General features: G+C 73.2%; 18 protein-coding genes and 1 tRNA gene. 4 read left to right on the forward strand and 15 right to left on the reverse strand.

Annotation, left to right across the window (positions count from 1 at the left end; genetic code table 11):
- Entirely contained in the window at positions 1 to 411 is a 411-nt protein-coding gene (locus tag ACVWWH_RS15245) for a hypothetical protein (RefSeq protein ID WP_066495093.1), read from the reverse strand.
- Between the two features lie 189 nt (positions 412 to 600).
- Here ACVWWH_RS15245 and ACVWWH_RS15250 point away from each other — a divergent pair, with 189 nt between their 5' ends.
- The gene (locus ACVWWH_RS15250; protein WP_084249249.1) at positions 601 to 2,304 is read left to right on the forward strand and encodes a GAF domain-containing sensor histidine kinase; all 1,704 of its coding nucleotides are present in this window, start codon (positions 601 to 603) and stop codon (positions 2,302 to 2,304) included.
- An 18-nt stretch (positions 2,305 to 2,322) separates the two neighbouring features.
- On the opposite strand, the gene ACVWWH_RS15255 is transcribed toward ACVWWH_RS15250, so the two are convergent.
- Positions 2,323 to 3,000: a response regulator gene (locus ACVWWH_RS15255; RefSeq protein WP_066495097.1), complete on the reverse strand. Its 678-nt coding sequence runs from the start codon at positions 2,998 to 3,000 to the stop codon at positions 2,323 to 2,325.
- 144 nt (positions 3,001 to 3,144) lie between these two features.
- Here ACVWWH_RS15255 and ACVWWH_RS15260 point away from each other — a divergent pair, with 144 nt between their 5' ends.
- From ACVWWH_RS15260 to mgtA, 3 genes are all read left to right on the forward strand, one after another.
- On the forward strand, positions 3,145 to 3,771 hold the full coding sequence (locus tag ACVWWH_RS15260; protein WP_066495100.1) for a helix-turn-helix domain-containing protein: 627 nt from the start codon (positions 3,145 to 3,147) through the stop codon (positions 3,769 to 3,771).
- Positions 3,768 to 4,481: an SRPBCC domain-containing protein gene (locus tag ACVWWH_RS15265; RefSeq protein ID WP_457317134.1), complete on the forward strand. Its 714-nt coding sequence runs from the start codon at positions 3,768 to 3,770 to the stop codon at positions 4,479 to 4,481. Before ACVWWH_RS15260 ends, ACVWWH_RS15265 begins: the two co-directional genes overlap by 4 nt.
- Positions 4,482 to 4,543: 62 nt before the next feature.
- Entirely contained in the window at positions 4,544 to 7,273 is a 2,730-nt protein-coding gene (mgtA, locus tag ACVWWH_RS15270) for a magnesium-translocating P-type ATPase (protein ID WP_457317135.1), read from the forward strand.
- 30 nt (positions 7,274 to 7,303) lie between these two features.
- On the opposite strand, the gene ACVWWH_RS15275 is transcribed toward mgtA, so the two are convergent.
- The 13 genes from ACVWWH_RS15275 to tadA all read right to left on the reverse strand — a co-directional run bounded on the left by ACVWWH_RS15275 (position 7,304) and on the right by tadA (position 21,432).
- Positions 7,304 to 8,158 (reverse strand): DNA-formamidopyrimidine glycosylase family protein, encoded by an 855-nt coding sequence (locus ACVWWH_RS15275; protein ID WP_457317136.1) that lies wholly within the window; start codon positions 8,156 to 8,158, stop codon positions 7,304 to 7,306.
- A 27-nt stretch (positions 8,159 to 8,185) separates the two neighbouring features.
- Positions 8,186 to 13,285: an Lhr family ATP-dependent helicase gene (locus ACVWWH_RS15280; protein WP_066495110.1), complete on the reverse strand. Its 5,100-nt coding sequence runs from the start codon at positions 13,283 to 13,285 to the stop codon at positions 8,186 to 8,188.
- A gap of 592 nt (positions 13,286 to 13,877) precedes the next feature.
- The gene (locus ACVWWH_RS15285; RefSeq protein ID WP_457317137.1) at positions 13,878 to 14,513 is read right to left on the reverse strand and encodes a DUF4232 domain-containing protein; all 636 of its coding nucleotides are present in this window, start codon (positions 14,511 to 14,513) and stop codon (positions 13,878 to 13,880) included.
- A gap of 119 nt (positions 14,514 to 14,632) precedes the next feature.
- Entirely contained in the window at positions 14,633 to 15,754 is a 1,122-nt protein-coding gene (locus ACVWWH_RS15290; RefSeq protein WP_457317138.1) for a sulfite oxidase, read from the reverse strand.
- A gap of 73 nt (positions 15,755 to 15,827) precedes the next feature.
- Complete coding sequence (locus ACVWWH_RS15295; protein ID WP_066495114.1) at positions 15,828 to 17,015, reverse strand: cation:proton antiporter; 1,188 nt, start codon at positions 17,013 to 17,015, stop codon at positions 15,828 to 15,830.
- Between the two features lie 13 nt (positions 17,016 to 17,028).
- On the reverse strand, positions 17,029 to 17,166 hold the full coding sequence (locus ACVWWH_RS15300) for a hypothetical protein (RefSeq protein ID WP_157089103.1): 138 nt from the start codon (positions 17,164 to 17,166) through the stop codon (positions 17,029 to 17,031).
- Between the two features lie 166 nt (positions 17,167 to 17,332).
- Positions 17,333 to 17,417: transfer RNA gene (locus ACVWWH_RS15305), tRNA-Ser, on the reverse strand.
- An 89-nt stretch (positions 17,418 to 17,506) separates the two neighbouring features.
- Complete coding sequence (locus tag ACVWWH_RS15310; protein WP_457317139.1) at positions 17,507 to 18,415, reverse strand: DNA-3-methyladenine glycosylase family protein; 909 nt, start codon at positions 18,413 to 18,415, stop codon at positions 17,507 to 17,509.
- A gap of 5 nt (positions 18,416 to 18,420) precedes the next feature.
- Positions 18,421 to 19,017 (reverse strand): DNA-3-methyladenine glycosylase I, encoded by a 597-nt coding sequence (locus ACVWWH_RS15315; protein ID WP_066495115.1) that lies wholly within the window; start codon positions 19,015 to 19,017, stop codon positions 18,421 to 18,423.
- Between the two features lie 11 nt (positions 19,018 to 19,028).
- Positions 19,029 to 19,700, reverse strand: coding sequence for an alpha-ketoglutarate-dependent dioxygenase AlkB family protein (locus ACVWWH_RS15320; RefSeq protein ID WP_457317140.1), 672 nt, complete (start codon positions 19,698 to 19,700; stop codon positions 19,029 to 19,031).
- Positions 19,697 to 20,362: a methylated-DNA--[protein]-cysteine S-methyltransferase gene (locus ACVWWH_RS15325; RefSeq protein ID WP_084249253.1), complete on the reverse strand. Its 666-nt coding sequence runs from the start codon at positions 20,360 to 20,362 to the stop codon at positions 19,697 to 19,699. The genes ACVWWH_RS15320 and ACVWWH_RS15325 overlap by 4 nt, the downstream gene beginning before the upstream one ends.
- Positions 20,359 to 20,859: an RNA polymerase sigma factor gene (locus ACVWWH_RS15330; RefSeq protein ID WP_457317141.1), complete on the reverse strand. Its 501-nt coding sequence runs from the start codon at positions 20,857 to 20,859 to the stop codon at positions 20,359 to 20,361. Before ACVWWH_RS15330 ends, ACVWWH_RS15325 begins: the two co-directional genes overlap by 4 nt.
- Positions 20,860 to 20,934: 75 nt before the next feature.
- Positions 20,935 to 21,432, reverse strand: coding sequence for a tRNA adenosine(34) deaminase TadA (tadA, locus tag ACVWWH_RS15335; protein ID WP_447421003.1), 498 nt, complete (start codon positions 21,430 to 21,432; stop codon positions 20,935 to 20,937).
- Positions 21,433 to 21,517: the final 85 nt, after the last annotated feature.

The raw sequence follows: 21,517 nt of genomic DNA on the forward strand, positions 1-21,517 counted from the left end.
TCAGTCCAGCGCGAGCATGGCCGTGGCGGCCGCGCGGACGCGGGTGCAGGAGTCGGCCGTGACCCGGCAGTGCGGGTAGGCGCCCGCGTACACGCGGCACACGTCCTCGCACAGTGCGCTCACGTCGTCGAGCGCGCGCAGCACGGACGCCGGCGTGGGGCCGAAGTCCGAGCCGAAGCGGGAGAGGATCTGCGCGGACGCGGAACAGATCGCCGCACAGTTCAGCTGCGCCCGGATCACCTGCGTCAAGTGGCCCACCCCGGGCTCCTCGAGGCAGCTGTCCGCACCGGTCGTGCAGGCCTGGCTGCAGGCGAGCGCCGCGTCAATGCACTCGCTGAGGGCCGTTCGCTGCGCCTCGGTCATGTCCGGCGCGGCCGGATGCACGACGAGGGCCTGACGGGCGTGTGACATGGGCGCTCCTGGTCATCGGTCGCGGTGAGGGACGGGCGATGCCGCTCCTCACAGATTCTGCTGGCGCGCCCCCGGCGAGCGCGAGAGTCTTTGGTCCCGAGGGCGTCCAGAATGCGGGGCCACAAGGGTGGTGGGCCGGCATCCACGCGTGCATACTGAGCGTGGGGGGAGGGGCGGTGGAAGCTTTCCATGGATGATGCATCAATCTTGCCTGGGAGCGCGGCGAGCCGGATCGAAGACCTGCTCCGTCAGTTCGTCTCAAGGGCCCACGAGCTGCTCGAGACCCAGGAACGGATGCGGGGGCTTCTCGCAGCGGTCGTCTCCATCGCCGAGGACCTCACCCTCGAGGCCGTCCTGGACCGCGTGGTGAGGTCCGCGCGGGACCTTGTGGGGGCCAAGTACGCGGCCCTCGGCGTGATCGGTTCCGACGGGACCGCCCTGACCCACTTCCTCACGGTCGGCATGGACGACGAGACCGTTCAGCGGATCGGGACGGCGCCCACCGGCCACGGCGTGCTCGGGCTCCTCATCCACGATCCGCACCCGTTGCGCCTCCACGACCTCGGCGCCCACGCGGACTCCCTTGGCTTCCCCCCGGAGCACCCTCCCATGCGGACGTTCCTCGGCGTCCCGATCCGGGTCCGCGACGAGGTATTCGGGAACCTGTACCTGACCGAGAAGGCCGACGGCGAGGACTTCAACGCCGAGGACGAGGACCTCGTGGTGGCGCTCGCCGCCGCGGCCGGCGTCGCGATCGAGAACGCCCGGCTCTTCGCGGACATCGGCCGGCGGCAGCGCTGGCGCGAGGCGAGCATGGACGTGGCGGGCAGGCTGTTCGGTCTCGAGGACCTCACGACGGGCAGCGGCTTCATCGCCGAGCAGACTGTGGCCATCGCCGACGCCCAGGTCGCGGGCATCGCCCGGGCCCGGTCCACCGGGATGGGGCACGAGTGGCGGGCCGTCGCGGGCTCCCGCAAGGAGTGCTTCGACGAGACGGCGCGGGCCACGGCGATCGCGCTCGCGGCCAAGGTCTCGATCACGGGCGAGACGCTCGAGCTTCCCGGGCCCGAGGTGTTCGGCCCCGGCACCCTGGTGCGGTACGCCCTCGTCGTGCCCTGCGGCCAGCCCGGGCAGGACGCCGGCGCCGTGGTGATCGGGCGCGTGGACGGGGAGCCGGCGTTCGCCCCGGTGGACATCGAGATGGCGCCCGTGTTCTGCTCCTACGCCTCGCTGGCGCTGCAGGTGGCCCGGCAGCACCGCCAGCGCGAGGAACTGCTCGTGTTCACCGACCGCGACCGGATCGCGCGGGACCTCCACGACGTGGTGATCCAGCGGCTCTTCGCGGCGGGGCTGAGCCTGCAGGGGCTGCGGCGGTTCTGCGCCCCGGGACCGGACGGCGAGCGGGCGGCAGAGAAGATCGACTCGATCACCGGCGAGCTGGACGAGACCATCGCCGCGCTGCGCAACACGATCTACTCCCTCAACGAGGCGAAGTCGGGCGACAGCCTGAGTGCCCGCCTCGTCCGGGTGGTCCAGGAGGTGACGGGGGAGCTGCCCACCACGCCCCGGGTGGAGCTGCTCGGGCCGATCGACACGGCCGTACCGCCGGCGGTGGCCGACCAGGCACTCGCCGTCCTCACCGAGGGGGTCTCCAACGTGGTCCGGCACGCCCACGCGGACTCCCTCTGGGTCACGGCCACCGTGGCCGACGGCGAGTTCGAGCTCGTCGTGGCCGACGACGGCCACGGGCTCGGGGACACGACGCGGCGCAGCGGGCTGAAGAACGTGGCCGAGCGCGCTGAGGCCCTGGGCGGCCACTTCGAGGTCGGTCCGGCGGAGGACGGCGGTACGCGGCTGTGCTGGGCTGTCCCTGTGACGGTCGTCCTCAGCTGAGCGAGCCGGGCGATGCGCTCAGTAGAAGTGGGGCGCGTTGCGGGCCACGAAGAGCGCGGCCTGGGTCCGCCGCTCGAAGCCGAGCTTGGCCAGGAGGGACGAGACGTAGTTCTTGACGGTCTTCTCGGCCAGGAACAGCTTCTCGCCGATCTCCCGGTTGGTCATGCCCTCGCCGATGAGTGCCAGGACGCGGCGCTCCTGCGGGCTGAGGAGCTCGAGGCGCGGGTCGAGCACTTCCTCCTGGGGCCTGAGCCCTTCGAGCGCCTTGGCCTTCACGGCGGGGTCAAAGAGGGACGCGCCGTGGGCCGCGCGGCGCAGCGCGGTGACGAGCTCGGTCCCGCGGATCTCTTTCAGGACGTAGCCGCTCGCCCCGGCGAGGATCGCCCCGCGGAGGGACTGGTCGTCGTCGTAGCTCGTGAGCATCACGCACGCGAGGGTCGGGTCCACGGAATGGACGTCCCGGCACACCTCGATCCCGGTCCCGTCGGGAAGCCGCACGTCCAGCACCGAGACGTCCGGCTTCAGTGCGGGAATGCGGCGCGTGGCCTCGGCGGCGGTTCCGGAGGTACCGACCACCTCGAACCCTTCTCCCTCGAGGAGCTCCTGGAGCCCCCGGCGCACGAGCTCGTGGTCGTCGAGGATGAAGACGCGCAGGCGCTCGTTCCCCGGGGCCGAGGTGGGCGTTTGGTGCGGCACGGCGGCTGTCCTTTCCTGGATACGGCAGGAGCTGTCTCGTCCATTCTGGCCACGGGGCGGCGAGGTTGCTAGGGACTTAGGGCGGAAGTAGCCGACACTCTCTCCATCCTTGACAAAAAATATTGTCGGTAGCAGCATGGAGGCATGCAGGACGTCATGGTCATCGAGGACCCCGCCGCGGCCGCCGCGAGCCTGGACCCGCTCAGGGCCCGGCTCCTGCGGGAGCTGGCCGCGCCGTCGTCCGCGGCAGCCCTCGCCGCGAAGGTGGGACTGCCCCGCCAGAAGGTCAACTACCACCTCCGCTCCCTCGAAGAGCACGGGCTCGTCGCGCTCCTCGAGGAGCGCCGCAAGGGCAATGTCATGGAACGCGTCCTGCAGGCCACCGCGGCGTCCTACATCATCTCCCCGGCCGCGCTCGCGGTGGTCGAGCCGGACCCCGAGCACCTCCGGGACCGCTTCAGCGCCTACTGGCTCCTCGCGCTCGCGGCGCGGACCGTGCGCGAGGTCGGGCGCCTGCTCGCGGGCGCCGTCGCGGCCCGGAAGGAGCTCGCCACCTACGCGGCCGACGGCGAGATCACCTTCGCGTCCGCGGCCTCGCGGGCGGCGTTCGCCACCGAGCTCGGCGCCGAGGTGGCCCGGCTCGCCGCGAAGTACCACGAGCCCTCGGCCCCCGGCGCGCGCCGGCACCGGCTCGTCGTCGTGCTCCACCCCGCACTCAGGCCGGACGCTGCCGCGGCCGGCTCCGAACCCGATCAGGAGATCCAGCCATGACCGAGCAGCACCCCTTCGAGATCGTCCAGGACGTGGTCCTCCATGCGGCCCCCGAGCGGATCTGGGAGGCCGTCACCGACGGCACCGCCGCCTGGATGTTCCCCACCGACCAGTGGCCGGCGGTCCGCACGGTCGACGAGTACCCGCGCCACCTCGTCTCCCGCATGGAGGGCCCGGACGGCTGGTACAACCAGCTCGAGCACCTCCTCACCCCGGGGCCGGAGGGGACGAACCTGCACTATGTGCACTCCGGAATCCTGACCGACAACTGGGAGCAGCAGTACGACGGCGCTGCCCAGCACACCCTGTTCTACCTCCACACTCTCGGTGAGTACCTGACGCACTTCGACGGACGCGCGGTCTCCTTCGTGGACGTCCAGGGCCCGGACGGCGCCACCGCGCCGGATGCCCTCGAGCGCTTCGTCGCGTCCTTCGCCCTGACCGGGGTCATGGCGGGGGAGAAGAAGGACCTCGACCTCCCCGGCCTGGGGCCCGTCGAGGCCACGGTGGACTACGCCACAGGCCATTTTCTGGGGCTGCGGTCCGAGGCCGCGATGGTGCGCGTGTTCGGCCGGGAGGCCTTCGGCCAGCGGCTGGGCCTGACCGTCCACGACTTCTCGCTGGACACGGCGGACGACGCCGCGCGCTCGGCCCGCGCGCAGGAGCACGCCGAGGCCTGGGGCGAGTACCTCGGGGCGCTGTACGCCTGATCCGGCGCCGACCCGCCTTCCCCTGGGCCCCGGGCCCGCTGCGCCCGGCGTAGCATGGCCCCGTGAGCGTCGAGACCGTCTCCGAGCGGGTCCAGCTGGCCGTAGCCGAGGCCGCGGCCATGCCCCCCGAGGGGGTCCTCTCGGCCCTCGGCACCTCGGTGCGCGGGCTCGACGAGGCGGAGGCCGCCCGCCGGCTCGCCCAGGGCGCCAACGTCCTCGAGGCGCGCCGCGTGAGCTGGTTCCATGTGCTCGTGCGCCAGTTCGCGAGCCCGCTGCAGGCGCTGCTCGTGGCAGCCGCAGGGCTTTCCTACGCCACCGGGGACCAGCTCAACGCGAGCATCATCGTCGCGATCCTGCTCGGCAGCGCGCTGCTCGGGTTCGCCAACGAGTTCCGCGCCGAGAAGACCGCAGCTGATCTCCACAGCCAGATCTCCCACACGGTCGTCGCCGTGCGCGGCGGCACCGAGCGGACGGTGCCGGTGCGCGAGCTTGTCCCGGGCGACATCATCAGGGTCAGTCTGGGCGGCATCGTCCCGGCGGACGCCCGCATCCTCGAGTCTGTGGGGCTCGAAACCGACGAGGGCGTGCTCACGGGCGAGTCCGCCGCAGTCGAGAAGTCCCCGGAGGCCGTCCCTCCGGGCTCCGGCCTGGCAGACCTGACCGACTGCGTCCTCATGGGAACGGTGGTCCACGCCGGCTCCGCGCACGCGGTCGTGACGGCGACCGGGCGCGGCACTGAGTTCGGCCGGATCGCGGCCGGCCTTGCCCAGGGCCTTCCCGAGACCGCCTTCCAGCACGGCCTCAAGCAGTTCTCCCTCATGCTCCTGTGGGTCGGCATCGCGCTGACCGCGGGCATCCTCGTGATCAACCTGCTCCTGCAGCGGCCGTTCCTGGACTCCGTCCTGTTCGCCCTCGCGATCGCGGTGGGCATCACGCCGCAGCTGCTGCCGGCCGTGGTGAGTACCTCCCTCGCCGCCGGCTCGCGGCTGCTGGCAAAGCGCGGCGTGCTCGTCAAGCGGCTCCTCGCGATCGAGGATCTGGGGAACCTCGACGTCCTCATCACCGACAAGACCGGAACGCTCACCGAGGGCCGGATCGGCTTCGAAGAGGCGGTGCCGGCGGCCGCCCTCGCAGGGGAGGGCGACGCCCCCCGTCGGCTCGCGGTGCTCGCGGTGCTGTGCTGCGAGGCTGACCCCAGCGTGCCGGGAGCGTCCGGAGCGGGCCAGAACCCGGTCGACGCCGCGCTGTGGGAGGCGTTCCCAGATGTGCCGCCGGCCCTCGCAGGTCGCCGCCGGCTCTCTATGCGCCCGTTCGACCACGAGACGCGGACCATGGAGACCGTGGTTGCAGCGGACGGTCGCGGAGAGGGGGCCATCCGCATCCTCAAGGGCGCCCCGGAGGCCGTGCTCGACGCCTGCGTGGAGGTGGCCGCCGCGGACCGCACCGTCCTCCAGACGCTGTTCCGGCGGGGGGCGCGGGTGGTTGCCGTCGCGAGCGGTCCCGTCCCGGTGGGCCGCCCGAGCGCCGCGGGCGCCGGGGCGCTCACGCTCGACGGGTACCTGTGCTTCATCGACCGGCCCAAGGCTGACGCGCGGGAATCCCTCGCCCGCCTCGGCGGCCTCGGCGTCGACGTCAAGATCGCTACGGGAGACAACGCGCTCGTGGCCGAGTACGTGATGTCGGTCCTGAAGATGCGCGCAGGCACCGTCCTGACCGGCGCGGAGGTCGAGGTGATGGACGACGCCGCACTCGCGGCGGCCGCGCCCGGAGCCCGCGTGTTCGCCCGCGTCTCGCCAGAGCAGAAGGCCCGGATCGTCACGGTCCTGCGGCGCACCCATTCGGTAGGCTTCCTCGGCGACGGCGTCAACGATGCGCTCGCGCTCAACCGCGCGGACGTCGGCATCTCCGTCGACTCGGCGACCGACGTCGCGAAGGACGCGGCCGACGTCGTGCTCCTCGAGAAGGACCTCGATGTCCTGGCCGACGGCGTCACCGGCGGCCGGCGCATCTTCGCGAATACGATCAAGTACCTCCTCATGGGCACGAGCAGCAACTTCGGAAATATGTTCTCCGCCGCCGCGGCGAGCGCCTTCCTGACCTTCCTCCCCATGCTGCCCGGGCAGATCCTGCTCAACAACCTGCTCTACGATTCGAGCCAGCTTGCCATCCCGACGGACAAGGTGGACCGGGAGCAGCTGCGCAAGCCGGCCCACTGGGACATCGGTGCCATCCGGCGGTTCATGGTCATCTTCGGCCCCATCTCCTCGCTCTTCGACTTCGCGACGTTCGGGCTCATGCTGTGGGTCTTCCACGCGGCCCCCGAGGAGTTCCGGGCAGGGTGGTTCGTCGAGTCCCTCGCGACCCAGACACTCATCGTCTTCGCGATCCGGACCCGCCGCATCCCGTTCCTGCGATCCCGGGCCTCCGTGACGCTGACCGTCGGCGTCCTCACGGTCGTGGCGGTGGGTGCCGTGCTGCCCTACACACCCGTGGGCGCGCTCGTGGGATTCTGGCCGCTCCCGGCGAACTTCTTCCTCGCGCTCGTGGGCATGGTGCTCCTGTACCTCGTGCTCGTCGAGGCGGCGAAGCACTTCTACTACCGCGCCGCGGATGCCCGTCTCGCGCGGGAGTCCCGTGCCCGGGCGGAGGCCCGGGTGGCGGCCCGGGCCGCGCTCGGGCTGCACCACAACCGCACCCGGGTGCACCGCCGTGCGGCGCCGTTCATCGTGCACACGGCCAGGCCGAAGTTCCGCAGGCCCCCAGGCCACGGGATTGCCGCGGGGCGCCGTTAGGGCTCTGTCGGTGTGGCCAGTCCGGAGAGGTCAGCGCAGCGGCTGGCAGCTGGGGCAGTGGTAGATGTCGCGCTCGCGGGTGTCCCCGAGGCGCGTCCCGGTGCCGGGGACCGGCTCGGCGAGCGTGCCGTGCCGGACGCGGGTCCTGCAGCGCAGGCACGGCTGACCGGTGCGCCCGTACACCCAGGTGCCGTTGCGCGGCCCGAACCCGCCCACGGTGTTCCGGGACCGCGCCTTGTTCGCCTCGAGCAGGCGCTTGGCCGTCGCGACCATCCCCGCGAGGTCCGGGACGTCGCCGACCGGGGTGGCCGGGTGCACGCGGGCGAGGAAGCACAGCTCGCACCGGTAGATGTTGCCGACCCCGGCGAGGTTGCGCTGGTCGAGGAGTGCGAGGCCGACGGCGCGGTCCGGCTGGGCGCGCAGGTTCGCCTCCGCCCGGGCCGGGTCCCAGTCCGGGCCCAGCAGATCGGGCCCGAGGTGCCCGACCGCGTCGCCCTCCTCGGCGGTCGCGATCACCTCGAGCATCCCGAGCGAGAAGCCCACGGCGCTCGTACCGTCCTCCGTGGTCAGGGCCGCGCGGGCCGTGTGCGCGGGCTTCCGCCACCGCTCGCCGGGGGCATAGACCTGCCAGCTGCCCTCCATCGAGAGGTGGGAGTGGATGCTCAGGCGCCCTTCCGGGCCGGGAGCGGCGGCGCCGTCCGGCCCGGGCGGGGCGAGCCGGTGGAGGAGGTGCTTGCCACGGGAGACGACCTCGAGGACGGTCCAGCCCGAGAGGTCCAGGGTCGCGAACGCGGGCACCCGGAAGTCGCTCGCGGCAAGGCGTTTGCCGGCGAGGGCCGCGTTCATCCTTCGCGCCGCCTGGTAGACGTTGTCACCCTCGGGCATCAGCCACTGGTCCTCACGCTCTGATTCTCACGCTCTGACTCTCACTCCGCGAGGAGTCGAGTAGGCCCCCGCGGCGGTCAGGGCGCGCGCGAGCGGCGTATCGAGGAGGTCGTGGCCGTTGACCTTCTCCATGGCGAGCTTGTCCACCGCACCGCTGCGCACCACGCCGACGAGCGCCTCCGCGGCCGGCCCGAGCACGGCCTCATCCTCGCTGAAGGCCAGCAGCGTCTTCCCGCCGCGCTCGACGTACAGGGCGAGCGCGCCGTCGACCGTCACGACGAGCGCCCCGGCCTTGCGCCCGGGCCGGTGCCCCGTTGCGGCCCCGGGGACCTCCGGCCAGGCGAGGGCGGCGCCGTAGGCGTTCGCCGGGTCCGTCGCGGCGAGGGCCAGCGCGTCGCGCGGCGGAGCGGTGCCCGGGCCGTCCGTGCCGTCGTCGCGCGTGAACTGCCGCAGCCGGTCCACGGTGGCGGGGACGGCGAACTGCGCGGCGCCGAGCCGGTCCACGAAGTAGCCGCGGCGGCACACCCCGGACTCCTCGAGGCGCGAGAGGACCTTGTAGAGCAACCCGAAGCCGCCGGGGACGTTCTCGGCCATGACGGATCCGCGGGTGAGGACGCCGTAGCGGTCCATGAGCAGCTGGGCGAGCGCATGGGCCTTGATCGTCGTCTCGAGCTGGACGGCCTGGACGGCGGACCACCGTCCGGCCGCCATCGGAGGGGCCGTGGCCGAGGGCGCGTCGAAGCCGCGCGCCCCAACAGCGCCGAGACGGCCGACTCCCCGCAGGGAGGTGCCGATCCGGCCGCCGCGCAGGGCGCCGTGGCCGAGCGAGCGCACGCGGGGCGTCCTGGAGGGCTGGCGGTGGGCGGTGTGGCCGCCGTCCAGCATGGCCCGCACGGGGGCGAACGTGTCGCCCGTGAGGCGCCCGGCCCACACCAGGCCCCAGATCGCCTGCAGCACGGCCTCGTCGGACGCGAGCGGCCCTTCCTGGTCCCCGTCGCCCCGCGGCTCGCGGGCGGCGTCGGCGAGCTGGCGGAAGAAGTAGCCGCCGCCTCCGGCGAGAAGGTCGAGGATGCGCTGCTGCGCGGCGTCGGGCGCGAACTCCGCGTCACCGGCCAGGGTGAGCGCGGCGGACTCCGCGAGGTGGAGGCTGATCCAGCCGTCGTTGCCGGGGATCGGGCCCGCGCCCGTCCAGAGGATCTCCCCGCTGGCCATGAGCTCGTCCAGCAGCGCGGGCGTGTAGTCCGAGACGCGCGAGCGCAGGACCAGCGATTCCCACGCGCTGGCCGGCACCGGCACGCCCGCGAGCTGGTCCACGACCGTGAGCACGCCGTCGAGTCCCTTGAGGCTCCCGCGGGGGCGCGGCCTGCCCCTGCTGTCCCGGGCATCGCCGATGTGCTGCCAGGCGGCGAGGAATCGGCTGAACGCGGCCTGGTCCACCGGCTCGACGTCGGCCCGCAGCGCCGCGAGCGAGCGCCTTCGGATCCTCCGCAGGACCTCGGTGTCGCACCACTCCTCGGCCGGCGAGGCGGTGGCGTCCCCGCCGCGCGGCCGGAACGAGCCCTCGATGACGCGGCCGTCCGCGGCGAGCCGCTTGAGGGTGGCGTGCACGACGGCGACGCCGAGCCCGAGCCGTGCCGCCGCCTCGTGCGCGGTGAACGGCCCGTGCGTGCGCGCGTACCGGCCCACGAGATCGCCGAGCGGATCGGCAACCGGCTCGATGAAGGCGAGCGGGACGCCGACCGGCAGGGGCACGCCGAGGGCGTCCCGCAGCCGGGAGGCGTCCTCGACGGCGGCGTACCGCTCCGCGCCCCCGATCGTCACCACGAGGGCACGGCGGGCGGCGACCAGCTCCTGCAGGTGCGCCTCGACGACGGCGGCGTGCGCTGGAGGGTCGGAGAGATCGACGGGGGCCGGGGAGTGGCTTCGGGCGTCCGCGTAGCGGGCGCTGCCCCCGTCGATCTCGGAGACCTGGAGGCGGGCGGCGACCTCGTCCACGGACAGCGGCCCCAGCAGCCGGAGCAGGTCGGCGGCGCCCTCGAGCCCCTTGAGCCTGCGGTCCTCGGCGAGCCGCTGGAGCTCCCGCTCGGTCTGCTCGATGACCTTCTCATCGAGCAGCTCGCTGAGCTCGGCGCGTCCGAGGAGCTCGTTGAGGAGCGTCGAGTCGAGCGAGAGGGCGGCCGCGCGCCGCTCGGCCAGCGGCGAGTCGCCCTCGTACAGGAACTGCGCCACATAGCCGAACAGGAGCGAGCGGGCGAACGGGGACGGCTGCTGGGTGGTGGTCTCCATGAGCTGGAGCTCGCGCCGCTCCACGGCGGAGGCCACCTCGCGGAGGGCCGGGAGGTCGTAGACGTCCTGGAGGCATTCCCGCACGGCCTCGAGGATGATCGGGAACTGGGGGTACTTCTTGGCCACGTCGAGCAGCTGCGAGGAGCGCTGGCGCTGCTGCCACAGGGGCTGGCGCTTGCCGGGGTTGGGGCGGGGGAGCAGGAGGGCGCGGGCGGCACACTCGCGGAAGCGCGCGGCGAACAGGGCGGACCCGCCGACCTCCTCGGTGACGATCCCCTCGAGCTCGTCGGGATCGAACACGAAGAGCTCGGCGCCCGGGGGCTCGTCCTCCATCATCGGCACCCGCAGCACGATGCCGTCGTCGGCCGCCATCGCGGAGCCGTCGAGGCCGTAGCGCTCGCTCAGCCGGCGCCCCACGGCGAGGGCCCACGGCGCGTGCACGGGCATCCCGAAGGGCGAGTGCAGCACGACCCGCCAGTCGCCGAGCTCGTCCTGGAACCGCTCGACCACGAGGGTGCGGTCATTCGGGACCAGGCTCGTGGCCTGCTTCTGCTCGTCGAGGTACTGCAGCAGGTTGCCGGCGGCGAAGGCATCGAGTCCTGCGGCCTCGATGCGCGCGAGCGCATGCTCCCGGTCCGCGCCGGAGACCTCGCGCTGGAACGCGCCGAGGGCGCGGCCGAGCTCGACCGGCCGGCCCGCGCCGTCGCCCTTCCAGAAGGGGAGCTTGCCGGGCTGGCCGAACGCGGGGGAGACCAGCACTCGGTCGTGGGTGATGTCCTCGATCTTCCAGCTCGTGGCCCCGAGCGCGAACACGTCGCCCACCCGGGACTCGTAGACCATCTCCTCGTCGAGCTCGCCGACGCGCCGGCCGCCGCGCGCGGCCTGCGACGCCGTGGAGCCCTCGTCCTCGCTGCCGACGATGAACACGCCGAAGAGGCCCCGGTCCGGGATGGTCCCGCCGGAGGTGACCGCGAGCCGCTGGGCGCCGGGACGGCCCTCGATGGTCCCCTCGGTGCGGTCCCACACGATGCGGGGGCGGAGCTCGGCGAACTCGTCCGAGGGGTACTTGCCGGAGAGGAGGTCCAGCGTCGCGTCGAAGGCCGAGCGCGGCAGGGTGGCGAAGGGGGCGGAGCGGCGCACCACGTCGAACCACTCCTCGACGTCGACGGGCCCGAGGGCCGTGGCGGCCACCGTCTGCTGGGCCAGGATGTCGAGCGGGTTGGCCGGGACGCGCAGGGCCTCGATCTGGCCCGCGAGCATGCGTTCGACCGTGATGGCGGTGTGCACGAGGTCCGCGCGGTGCTTGGGGAACAGGACGCCCTGGGAGACCTCGCCCACCTGGTGGCCGGCGCGGCCCACGCGCTGGAGCCCGGAGGCGACCGAGGGCGGGGACTCGACCTGGATGACGAGGTCCACGAGCCCCATGTCGATGCCGAGCTCGAGGCTGCTCGTGGCGACGACGCAGCGCAGGCGCCCCGTCTTGAGATCGTCCTCGATCTGGGCCCGCTGCTCCTTGGAGACGGACCCGTGGTGGGCCCGCGCCAGCACCGGCTCCGCCCCCGCGCTCTGGCCCGCCTGCGCCATCATCTCCGCCGGCGTGCGGCGGGCCAGCGTCGCGGCGACAGCCTCGGCGGCCTGCCCCGCGGTGGTGGTCCCGCGCTCCTGCCCCGACGCGGAGCCGTCGGGGAGGGGCTCGTCCCACACGCTCGGCTGCATCCGCTCGGCGTAGATCTCGTTGAGCCGGCCCGTGAGCCGCTCGGCGAGCCGGCGCGAGTTGGAGAACACGATCGTGGACCGGTTCGCGAGGACCAGGTCGACGATCTTCTCCTCGACGTGCGGCCAGATCGACGCCTGCGGCTGCAGGCCCGAGGCGGGCCCGGCGTCGTGGGCTGCGGCGGCTCCCTGCAGGTCGCTCATGTCCTCGACCGGGACGGTGACCGTGAGCTCCCACGTTTTGGCCGCCGGTGGCGCCACGACCTCGCACGGGGCCCGGCCGGCGAGGAACTGGGCCACGAGCTCCTTGGGCTCCACCGTCGCGGAGAGCCCGATCCGCTGCGCCGGCCTCGGCAGGATCGCGTCGAGGCGCTCGAGGGTCACGGCGAGGTGGGCGCCGCGCTTGGTGCCTGCAACGGCGTGCACCTCGTCCACGATCACGGTCTCGACCTGGGAGAGCGTCTCGCGGGCCTGCGAGGTCAGCATGAGGTACAGCGACTCGGGGGTGGTGATGAGGATGTCCGGGGGGTTCGAGAGCAGCGCCCGCCGGTCCGACGCGGACGTGTCCCCGCTGCGCACGCCCACGCTGACCTCGGGCACCTCGACTCCCAGGCGCCGCGCGGTCTGGGAGATGCCGATGAGGGGCGCGCGGAGGTTCCGCTCGACGTCGACGCCGAGGGCCTTCAGCGGCGAGATGTACAGGACCTTCGTGTGGTTCTTGGGCGCACGACGCCGGCCCCCGCCTCCCGCTGTCCCCGTGCCTTGGGCGGGGGCCGGCTCCAGCTCCGAGGTGCCGAGGCCGGGAAGGGCCGCGTCCCCGTGCCGGGACGGCGCAGAAGGCGGGCCGGCAGCGCCGGGCGGGGCGGCGCCGTCGTGCGCCAGGAGGCGGTCGAGCGAGAAGAGGAAGGCCGCGAGCGTCTTGCCCGAGCCGGTGGGGGCCACGACGAGCGCATGCCGCCCGGAGGAGATGGCCTCCCAGGCGCCGGCCTGCGCGGGCGTCGGATGGCGGAAGGCGCCGAGGAACCACTCGCGCGTGGCAGCGCCGAAGCGGTCCAGCACCGCCGCGTCTCCGGCTGCCACGGCCGGGCCCTCCTGAACGCCCTGTCTCACCCGACCATCATCCTCCATGCCTCCGACATCCCTGCGTCGCCGGCATCGCCGGCCCAGACGGTCGGAGCGCCCGCGAGACCGGGTGGTGGCGCGGCGGGAGTGCCGTTGCCGGCAAGAAGCGCGCGTTTCGGGCACTTCTGGGCTTGAAGCGGCGTCCTCGCCGGAGGGCCTGAACTGCGGAAGTGCACTTCTCGCGGTGCAGTGCGCCTCCGGCGAACTAGGCGGCGAGAAGTGCACTTCCGCATAGGCACTCCGGCGGCGAGAACGCCGACGGCGGCGAGCGGCCGACGTCGTGCGCGGAGGGCCCAAGGGCCGCCACCCATGGCCCGACGTCGCGCACCCCTCGGATGACCTCGCGGTCCAGGCCCGATGTCGCGCCCCACGGGGCGACGTCGCGTACCCAGGGGTGACGTCGCGTACCCATGGCCCGACGTCGCGCACCCACGGCCCGACGTCGCGCGTCCGCGCCCCGACTCTGGGCCTCCGGCCATCCCTCCGCCGCAGCGCCGGCGCTCGCGGCCACCCGACAGAGAGAGGCCGAGGCGTCCGCCGGAGCACTGCCCGGCGGACACCTCGGCCCCAGTTGCGCGGAATCTGTCCGCGGGGAGGATCAGGAAGGCTGGAAGGCGCGCAGCGTCAGCAGGTGGATGTCGCTGTTCGAGCAGGCCATGACCTGGGCGGGGATGAAGAGCGACCCGTAGTCCTCGGGCGGGTACACCCGGTAGCCCGCGGCGTCGACCGCGGTGCAGCCGGTGTAGTTGCCGGCCTGGTGCAGCCCGAAGTCGGCCGCGCCGCTCTGGCCGGGCTGCAGCACGATCGGCACGACGGGCACCGACGTGTCGCGGTCCGCCGGGGCGCCGATCGGGGCGCCGGTGGGGCCGTTGGTCAGGGACACGCCGGCGAAACCCTCGAGCAGACAGGGCGACTGGGAGACGTTCTTGAGGGCGATCTTCTGGTAGACCGTCCCCGCGGCCCCGCCCGCCCCCGGCTGGAGGCTGCCCTGGAGCTGGTTCGAGACGCACCGGGCGACCCCGCCGGCGGTGGAGGGCGCAGGGCTGCCCGTGCCCGGGGTCGCGCTGTCGGAGCCTGTCGGAGTGCCGCTGGACGAGGAACTGGCACTCGAGGACGCGCTCGGCGATGCGGAGGAGGGCGACGCGGCCGGTTGGGCGCCCGAGCCACAGCCGGCCAGCACCGCTGCGAGGGCGAGCGGGGAGAGGAATGCGAGGCTGCGCTGGACGCGGTTCATAATCCCACAATTCACTCCCGTCACACTGGCGTCAAGGCACGACACGGCCACAGTACGGCCACGGCGCTTTGCCGTGTGCGTCAGGGTCGTCTGCGGGAGCCGTCCGCTGTCGGGCAGGCTCAGGCCACGACCTCGACCGTCATCTCCTGGACCGCGTTGTTGCCCATGCCCTGGTACGTCCAGGCCTGCTCGAGGGGCTGGACCCTGCCGGCGGCGTCGGTGGCCCGGCTCGCGAGCGTGTGGGGCCCGGGGACCGCGACCCAGACCACGCTGAACTCCTGCCAGGCGTGCTTCCCGGTCGGCGGCTCCACGTGCGCATCGGTCCATACCCCATCGATGGCGACTTCGACCCGGACCACCGGCCCCTCGCCGGACCAGGCCCTGCCCCGCAGCATGGTGGGCCCGGCGTCGAGCGAACGCCGCCGCGTGAAGAAGTCCGGCAGGCCGGGCGGCACCAGCAGCGAGCGGACCCGCATGCGGGTGACGGGCTCGCCGGGGTCCTCGGCGCCCTGCGAATACCGGTACGTGCGCTCGTTCTGGAATGTGAGCGCGGGCCGGTCGAGCACCTCGATCGAGGTGAGCCATTTGACGCTCGCCATCCCGTACCAGCCCGGCACGAGGAGACGCAGCGGAAACCCGTGCTGGGGCGGGAGCGGCTGGCCGCCCATCTCATAGGCGAGGAGCACGTGCTCGTCCATCGCCTCATCGGCAGTCAGCGAGCGGGCGTAGTCCTGTTCGAGGCCAGCTTGGACCCCGCGGTCGGCGCCGGTGAAGACCAGGTCGACGGCCTCCGCCGCAAGGCCGGCTTCCTCCAGGATCGGGGCCAGCGGCGTCCCGGTCCACTCCGCGGTGCCGACGGCGCCCGTGTCCCACGGGATGCTCGGCGGCCGGGGCTCGAGACGTCCCCTCCCGTTGCCCGCGCACTCAAGGGTGACGGCCGCCGTGCGGCGCGGGCGGCGGCGGAGATCGCTCAGGGTGAGCTCGAGGGGATGCTCGACCGCACCGTGGATCCGCAGGCGCCACGTTTCGGAGTCGAGGTAGGGGATGTCGAAGTGGACCACGGTGTAGTGCAGGCCGGGCGGCGTCAGCGGCCATCGGAGCGCCTCGAGCGGGGCGGAGTGGTTGCGGCGGGCGAGCTCGAGCTCCTCGGCGGTCAGGGGCCCCGTGCTGGGCGGGTTCGGTGCCGGTGCGGCCGTCTCGTGCCGGTGCGGCCGATGCTGGGTGCTGATCTTGGCGCGCATGCGGCCAGTGTGGGCTTGACCGCGAACGGTGTCCAGAGCTGCAGCCTCATCCCCCCGGGGCCCGGGCCGCAGCCTACTGCGCGGGCTGGGCGCCCCCGTCAGCGGGGGCAGCTGATCCCGGTGCCGACCCCGCAGCGGCGGCGCGTTTGGCGGCCCAGGAGGCTGCCGCCGTCGTGCTTCCGATCGTGAGGAGCGCGCCGAGGAGCAGTGCCGCGTCCTCGCCCGGCGCCAGGACGCCGAGACTGCGCCCGATCGTCGCGGCAGCCACCGGGACCCCGAGCTGGGCTGCCGAACCGATGGCGAACGGCAGGGGGAGCCCCGTCACGCGGTTCACGGCGTGCGCGGCGACAGCGCCGAGGCCGATCAGGAGCCCCAGGACGATCATCTGCGGGTGTCCGCCGAGCTGGCGCAGGTCGATGGAGGCGCCGAGCCACACGAAGAACACGGGTCCCAGGAAGCCGTCGTTGAGGGCGAAGAGCTGGCGTGCGAGTCTCCGGGGCTCGCCCACGGCGGAGACCGCGAGGCCGAACGCGAAGCCCGCGAGCATGATCGACACGTGCGTGAACGCGGCGAGGCCTGCCAGCGCGAACAGGATTGAGAGCTGGATGCGCAGCTCCAGGGCGAACTTGCGCTCCTCGGAGACGCTGTGGAGGCGCTGCCGCGACCCGTCCCTCTCGAAGTGCCTCAGTGCCCACCAGAGCACAAGGGCGCAGACGGCCAAGGCGGACGCCCCGATCGCCTTGGGCCCGGCGTTGGCCGGGTCGATCGCGAGGGGGAGCGCCACGATCGCGGCCACGTCGGCAAGCGCAACCTGGGCCGTGAGCTCGAGGACGCTGCGGCCCGTGAGCCTGAGCGAATCGACGATCGGCAGCACGAGCGCTGCGGAGGACGAGGCCATGAGGACCACGTACAGGGGCGCGTTGGCTGAGCCGATCAGGAGGGCGATCCCGATCCCGAGCGCGGCGGCAACCACGGACGTCACGACCATGCGGAGGGCCCCTTTGCCCACCGCCGCCCGGATGGTCCTGTCCCGCATCGGCACATGGGTGCCCGCCACGAACATCATGAGGGCGAAGCCGAGGTCCGCGAGGAAGGTCAGGGTCTCGTTGCCGGAGTCGACCCAGCCCAAGAGGGACTTGCCGGTGATGACGCCCGCGATGAGCTCACCCAGCACGAGCGGCAGATGCCAGGACCTCTTGGCCGCGAGCGCCGGACCGAGCAGCGCGACGATGCAGATGAGGGACAGCTCGACGAAGGACACGGTGTCGCTGGTTTCACTCGTTCCGGGCCCGCACGTCCGCGATCATGACGGGGATGTCGGTGTTCTCGTCCGTGTGGTGGCTCGCGCAGAGGTAGGACTCCGCGGCGGGGCAGTTGTGCTCCCGGGGCTCGTCGAGCCATTTCACGGCCATGGGGGTCCCTCTCGTGTCGACACCGTGGGCGGAATACTACGCCGGACGCCGGAGAACACGCAGGAGGCGACCGGCCGGCTGCCGCTGCGCGCCGGGCGCTTGCTCCCGAGGGATGACGAAGGCCCCGGGCTCCGCATTCCGCGGTTCCCGGGGCCTTCGTGCTGGGCGGTGGTGGAGGGATTTGAACCCCCGTTGGGTTGCCCCAAACATCATTTCGAGTGATGCACCTTCGGCCGCTCGGACACACCACCAGCAGGCATCTACTCTACCGACATGAGCCGCCGAGTCCAAACTGGGGGCCAGGAACGCCCGCACGGGGTGTCTCGGCGTCGTCCTGCCGTCACGGCAGGTAGGCCGTGGCGGTCCACAGATGCACGAGCGCGTAGGCGCGGTACGGGCGCCACGCCTCCGCGCGGCGGGCGGCCTCGCGCGCGCTGATGCCGCCGAGGGCGCGGCGCAGCACGAGGTCGCCGGGCGCGAAGGCGTCTGGGCACCCGGTGCGGACCTCGAGGTAGTCGGCGGTCCACGGTCCGACCCCGGGGACCGCGAGCAGTTCGCCCCGCGTGAGCCGCAGGCCGGCGTCTCCGGGGGCGTGGCCCCGGTCCGCGAAGGCCTCCGCGAGGGCGCGGACAGTCCGGGCACGGGAGGACGTCAGGCCGACGGCGGCCTGGAGTTCCTCCGGGCGCACCTCGGCGAGCGCTGCGGCGGTGGGGAACCGGACGAGCCCACCGGGGCCGGGCTGCCCGTAGTCGGCGACGAGCCGTCCGGCGAAGGTGCGGCCCGCCGCGAGGGAGACCTGCTGGCCGAGCACGGTCGTCACCGCTGTCTGGAACGCATCCGTGGTTCCCGTGACCCGCAGTGCGGGCCGGGCGTCCACGAGGGGCCTGAGGAAGGGGTCTTCGCGCAGGGCCGCGCGGACCACCTCCAGATCGGTCGTGAGGTCCAGCCAGGCGCTCACCACCGCGACCACGGCCGCCACGTGCGTCCGGGCTGCCTGGACGGTGAGGTCCACCCCGTCGGGGTCAAGGCGCACGGAGACGGAGACCGGTCCCTGCGCGACGTGGATGAGCCGCTCATGGGTTCCCGTGCCGAGGTCCGTGCGCTCGGCGCCCGGCACGGTGTGGGCCGCGAGGCTCGCGAGCATCGCGGTGGAGGCGAGGCCGCCGGGGGCCTCGAGCCGGATGGAGGCCGGGGCGGCAGCGCCGACGCGCTCAGCCACTCCCGGCGCCGCGTCGCTGCGCTCTGCCACGCGGGCTACGCCCACACGCCCGAGCTGCCGCGGCGATGGCTGCCCACAAGGTGGGTGTCGATGATGCCGATGGCCTCCATCAGTGCGAACATCGTGGTGGGCCCCACGAACGCGAAGCCCTTCTTGCGCAGGGCCTTCGAGAGCGCGATGGATTCCGGGGACGTGGACGGGATCTCGGCGAAGGAGGCGGGCGCGGGGGTCTCGGCGGGCTGGAAGGACCACACGAAGTCTGCAAGGCCGCCCTCCTCGCGCAGGGCGAGGGTGGCGCTGGCGTTCGTGATGGCGGCGTTGATCTTGGCCCGGTTGCGGACAATGCCCTCGTCGAGCATGAGCCGCTCCACGTCCTCCGGCGTGAACTCGGCGACGGCCTCGGGGTCGAAGCCGGCGAAGGCCTGGCGGAACGCGGGCCGCTTGCGCAGGATCGTGGCCCAGGACAGGCCGGCCTGGAAGCCCTCGAGGCAGATCCGCTCGTAGACGCCCTGCTCGTCGCGGACGGGCATGCCCCACTCCGTGTCGTAGTACTCGCGCAGGAGTGCGTCGGCGCTCGCCCAGAGTGGCCTGGAGAGGCCGTCCTCGCCGGTGATCAGTGCTGCCTCGGCCATGGGGTGCTCCTTCAGTCCAGTCCGGTGACGCGGAGGGTGATGTTGATGCGCCCGGTCTCGAGCCCGCACCCGGCGGGCGCGGTGTCCGGGTAGGTCTTCATGACGCCATGGAAGGCGAGCCGCGCCGGGCCGCCGAACACGAAGAGGTCGCCGGAGGCCAGCACGAGGTCCTCGTAGGGCCGGCCCCGCGATTCGGGGTTGCCGAAGCGGAACAGGCAGCTGTCCCCTACGGACAGTGAGACGACCGGCTCCCGGGAGACCTCGTCCTTGTCCTGGTGCATGCCCATCCGCGCTGCGTCGTCGTAGTAGTTGACGAGGGCCGTGTCCGGAGCGTAGTCGCGGGCCGCCTCGCGGGGACCGTAGGCCTCGGCGACGGCGAGCCGTCCCACGCGCGCGAGCCAGTCGGGCAGAGGGAGCACCCGGGCACCGTTGACGTCGGTGGCCTCGCGCGTGTAGCGGTAGGGCTGCCAGTGCCAGCCCAGGCACACCGTCTTCACGGACATCTCGTGGCCCCTCACGGCGGCGGCCCGCGGCGGCACCGGGCCGGCGGACCACTCGCGGAACCGCTCGGCGATCCAGCCCTGCTGCTCGAGGGTGAGCCAGCCGGGCACATGCACGGCGCCCGGGACGAGTTCGCGGCGCGGCCTCTCGAGCAGTTCGTCGCCGAAGAGCGTGCCGCTCACGCGGCCGCCTCGAGGGAGAGCAGCGCCGTCTTCGCCTCCAGGCCGCCGATGTAGCCGCCGAGGCTCCCGTCGGAGCGCAGCACCCGGTGGCACGGGATCACGAGGGGCAGGGGATTGGTCGCGCACGCCGTGCCGACGGCGCGGACGGCCTTCGGATTCCCCACGGCCCTGGCGACCTCGGTGTAGCTCTCAGTGGCGCCGAAGGGGATCTCGCCGAGGTGGGCGAGGACGGTGCGGCGGAACCCCGCGGAGAGGCTCAGGTCCAAGGGCAGGTCGAAGCGGGTGCGTCGCCCGGCGAAGTACTCCTCGATCTCCCGGGCGGCGGAGCCCAGCCGGCCGGGAGCCTCGAGGATGCGCGGGCTCAGCCGGTCCGCAAGGGTCTGCAGTACGGTGTCCAGGCCCTCCCGTTCGAAGGCGACGCGGACCAGGCCGCGCTCGGTCGCGGCGATGAGGAGCTGGCCCAGCGGGGAGTCGACCACCCGGTAGGCCACGTCGAGCAGCCCCTCCCGGCCCGCCTCGGATGCCAGCTCGCCGCGGAGCCGCTCAAGGGTTCCCGGTTCGATGACCGTCAGGTGGGGCGCGAAGGCGAGGTCAACGGCGCCGGGCGCGAGCACGCCGGAGTCGGCGCCGGGCACGGTCGCGTCGGGGCGGGGGCGGTTCATGAGTGGTCTCCTTCCGGCAGCAGGTCTGCCGAGACAAGGGTGCGCAGCTTCCTGAGCCCGTCCGCGGCGGAGCGGCGGGCAGCGGCGGCAGTGCCGCCGACGATCGCGGCGATCTCCCCGAAGGGCAGGTCGCCGAGGTAGCGGTAGGCGATGACGCGCCGCTGCTTGTCGGGCAGACGCGCGACGTGGCCCCACACGCCGTCGTCCGGCGGTGCGGGGTTCCCCAGCCGCGAGTGTCCCTCCGGCACCGCCTCGACGGGGACGGCGCGGCGCCCGGCGGCCCGGACGGCGTCAAGGGAGCGGCGATGGGCGATGGTCACGAGCCACGCCTCGACGTTGGCGTCGGGCGGCAGCTCCGGATAGGCCCGCAGCGCCGAGAGGAAGGTCTCCTGCCAGACGTCCTCGGCGTCCAGCGGGCCGACGACCGCGCGGCACACCCGCAGCACCGAGGCTCCGTGGAGCTCGACGAGCTTTTCGAAGGGCTGTTTCGTGTCCATCACCATGAAGACGCCGGGGAGGCCGGAAATGTGAGGTCGCCGCCCGATGTCCGGACCATCATTCCATCCACGGGTTCAGCGGTGCTGGGCGAAGAACCCGCGCAGGAGTGCTCCGCACTCCTCCTCGAGGACGCCGGGGTAGACCTCGACCCAGTGGTTGAGGCGCCGCTCGCGGAGGATGTCGAACACGCTGCCCGCGGCGCCGGCCTTCTCGTCCCAGGCGCCGAACACCACGCGGGGGATCCGTGCCAGGACGATGGCGCCCGCGCACATCGCGCAGGGCTCGAGGGTGACCACGAGCGTGCAGTCGGCCAGGCGCCACCCGTCGCCCGCGCCGCCGTGGGCGAGGGCGGCCGCGGCCGCGCGGATGGCCTGGACCTCCGCGTGCGCCGTCGGGTCGCCGAGGGCCTCGCGCTCGTTGCGCCCCGTGGCGACCACCGCGCCGTCGGGCCCCACCACGACCGCGCCGATCGGCACGTCCCCCGTGGTCTCCGCCGCCCGCGCCTGCTCGAGGGCGAGCCGCATCCACGAGGCGTGGGCGCGATCCTGCGTGTGCGGTCCGGGGGCGGGCATGGGTCCAATGATAGGTTCGGGCCCAGACAGCGCGGCGCAGACAGCGCGGCCCGTGCGGCCCGGCCCCGTGGGGTCCAGCCTGGCG

The sequence above is a fragment of the Sinomonas sp. RB5 genome, assembly GCF_054063535.1.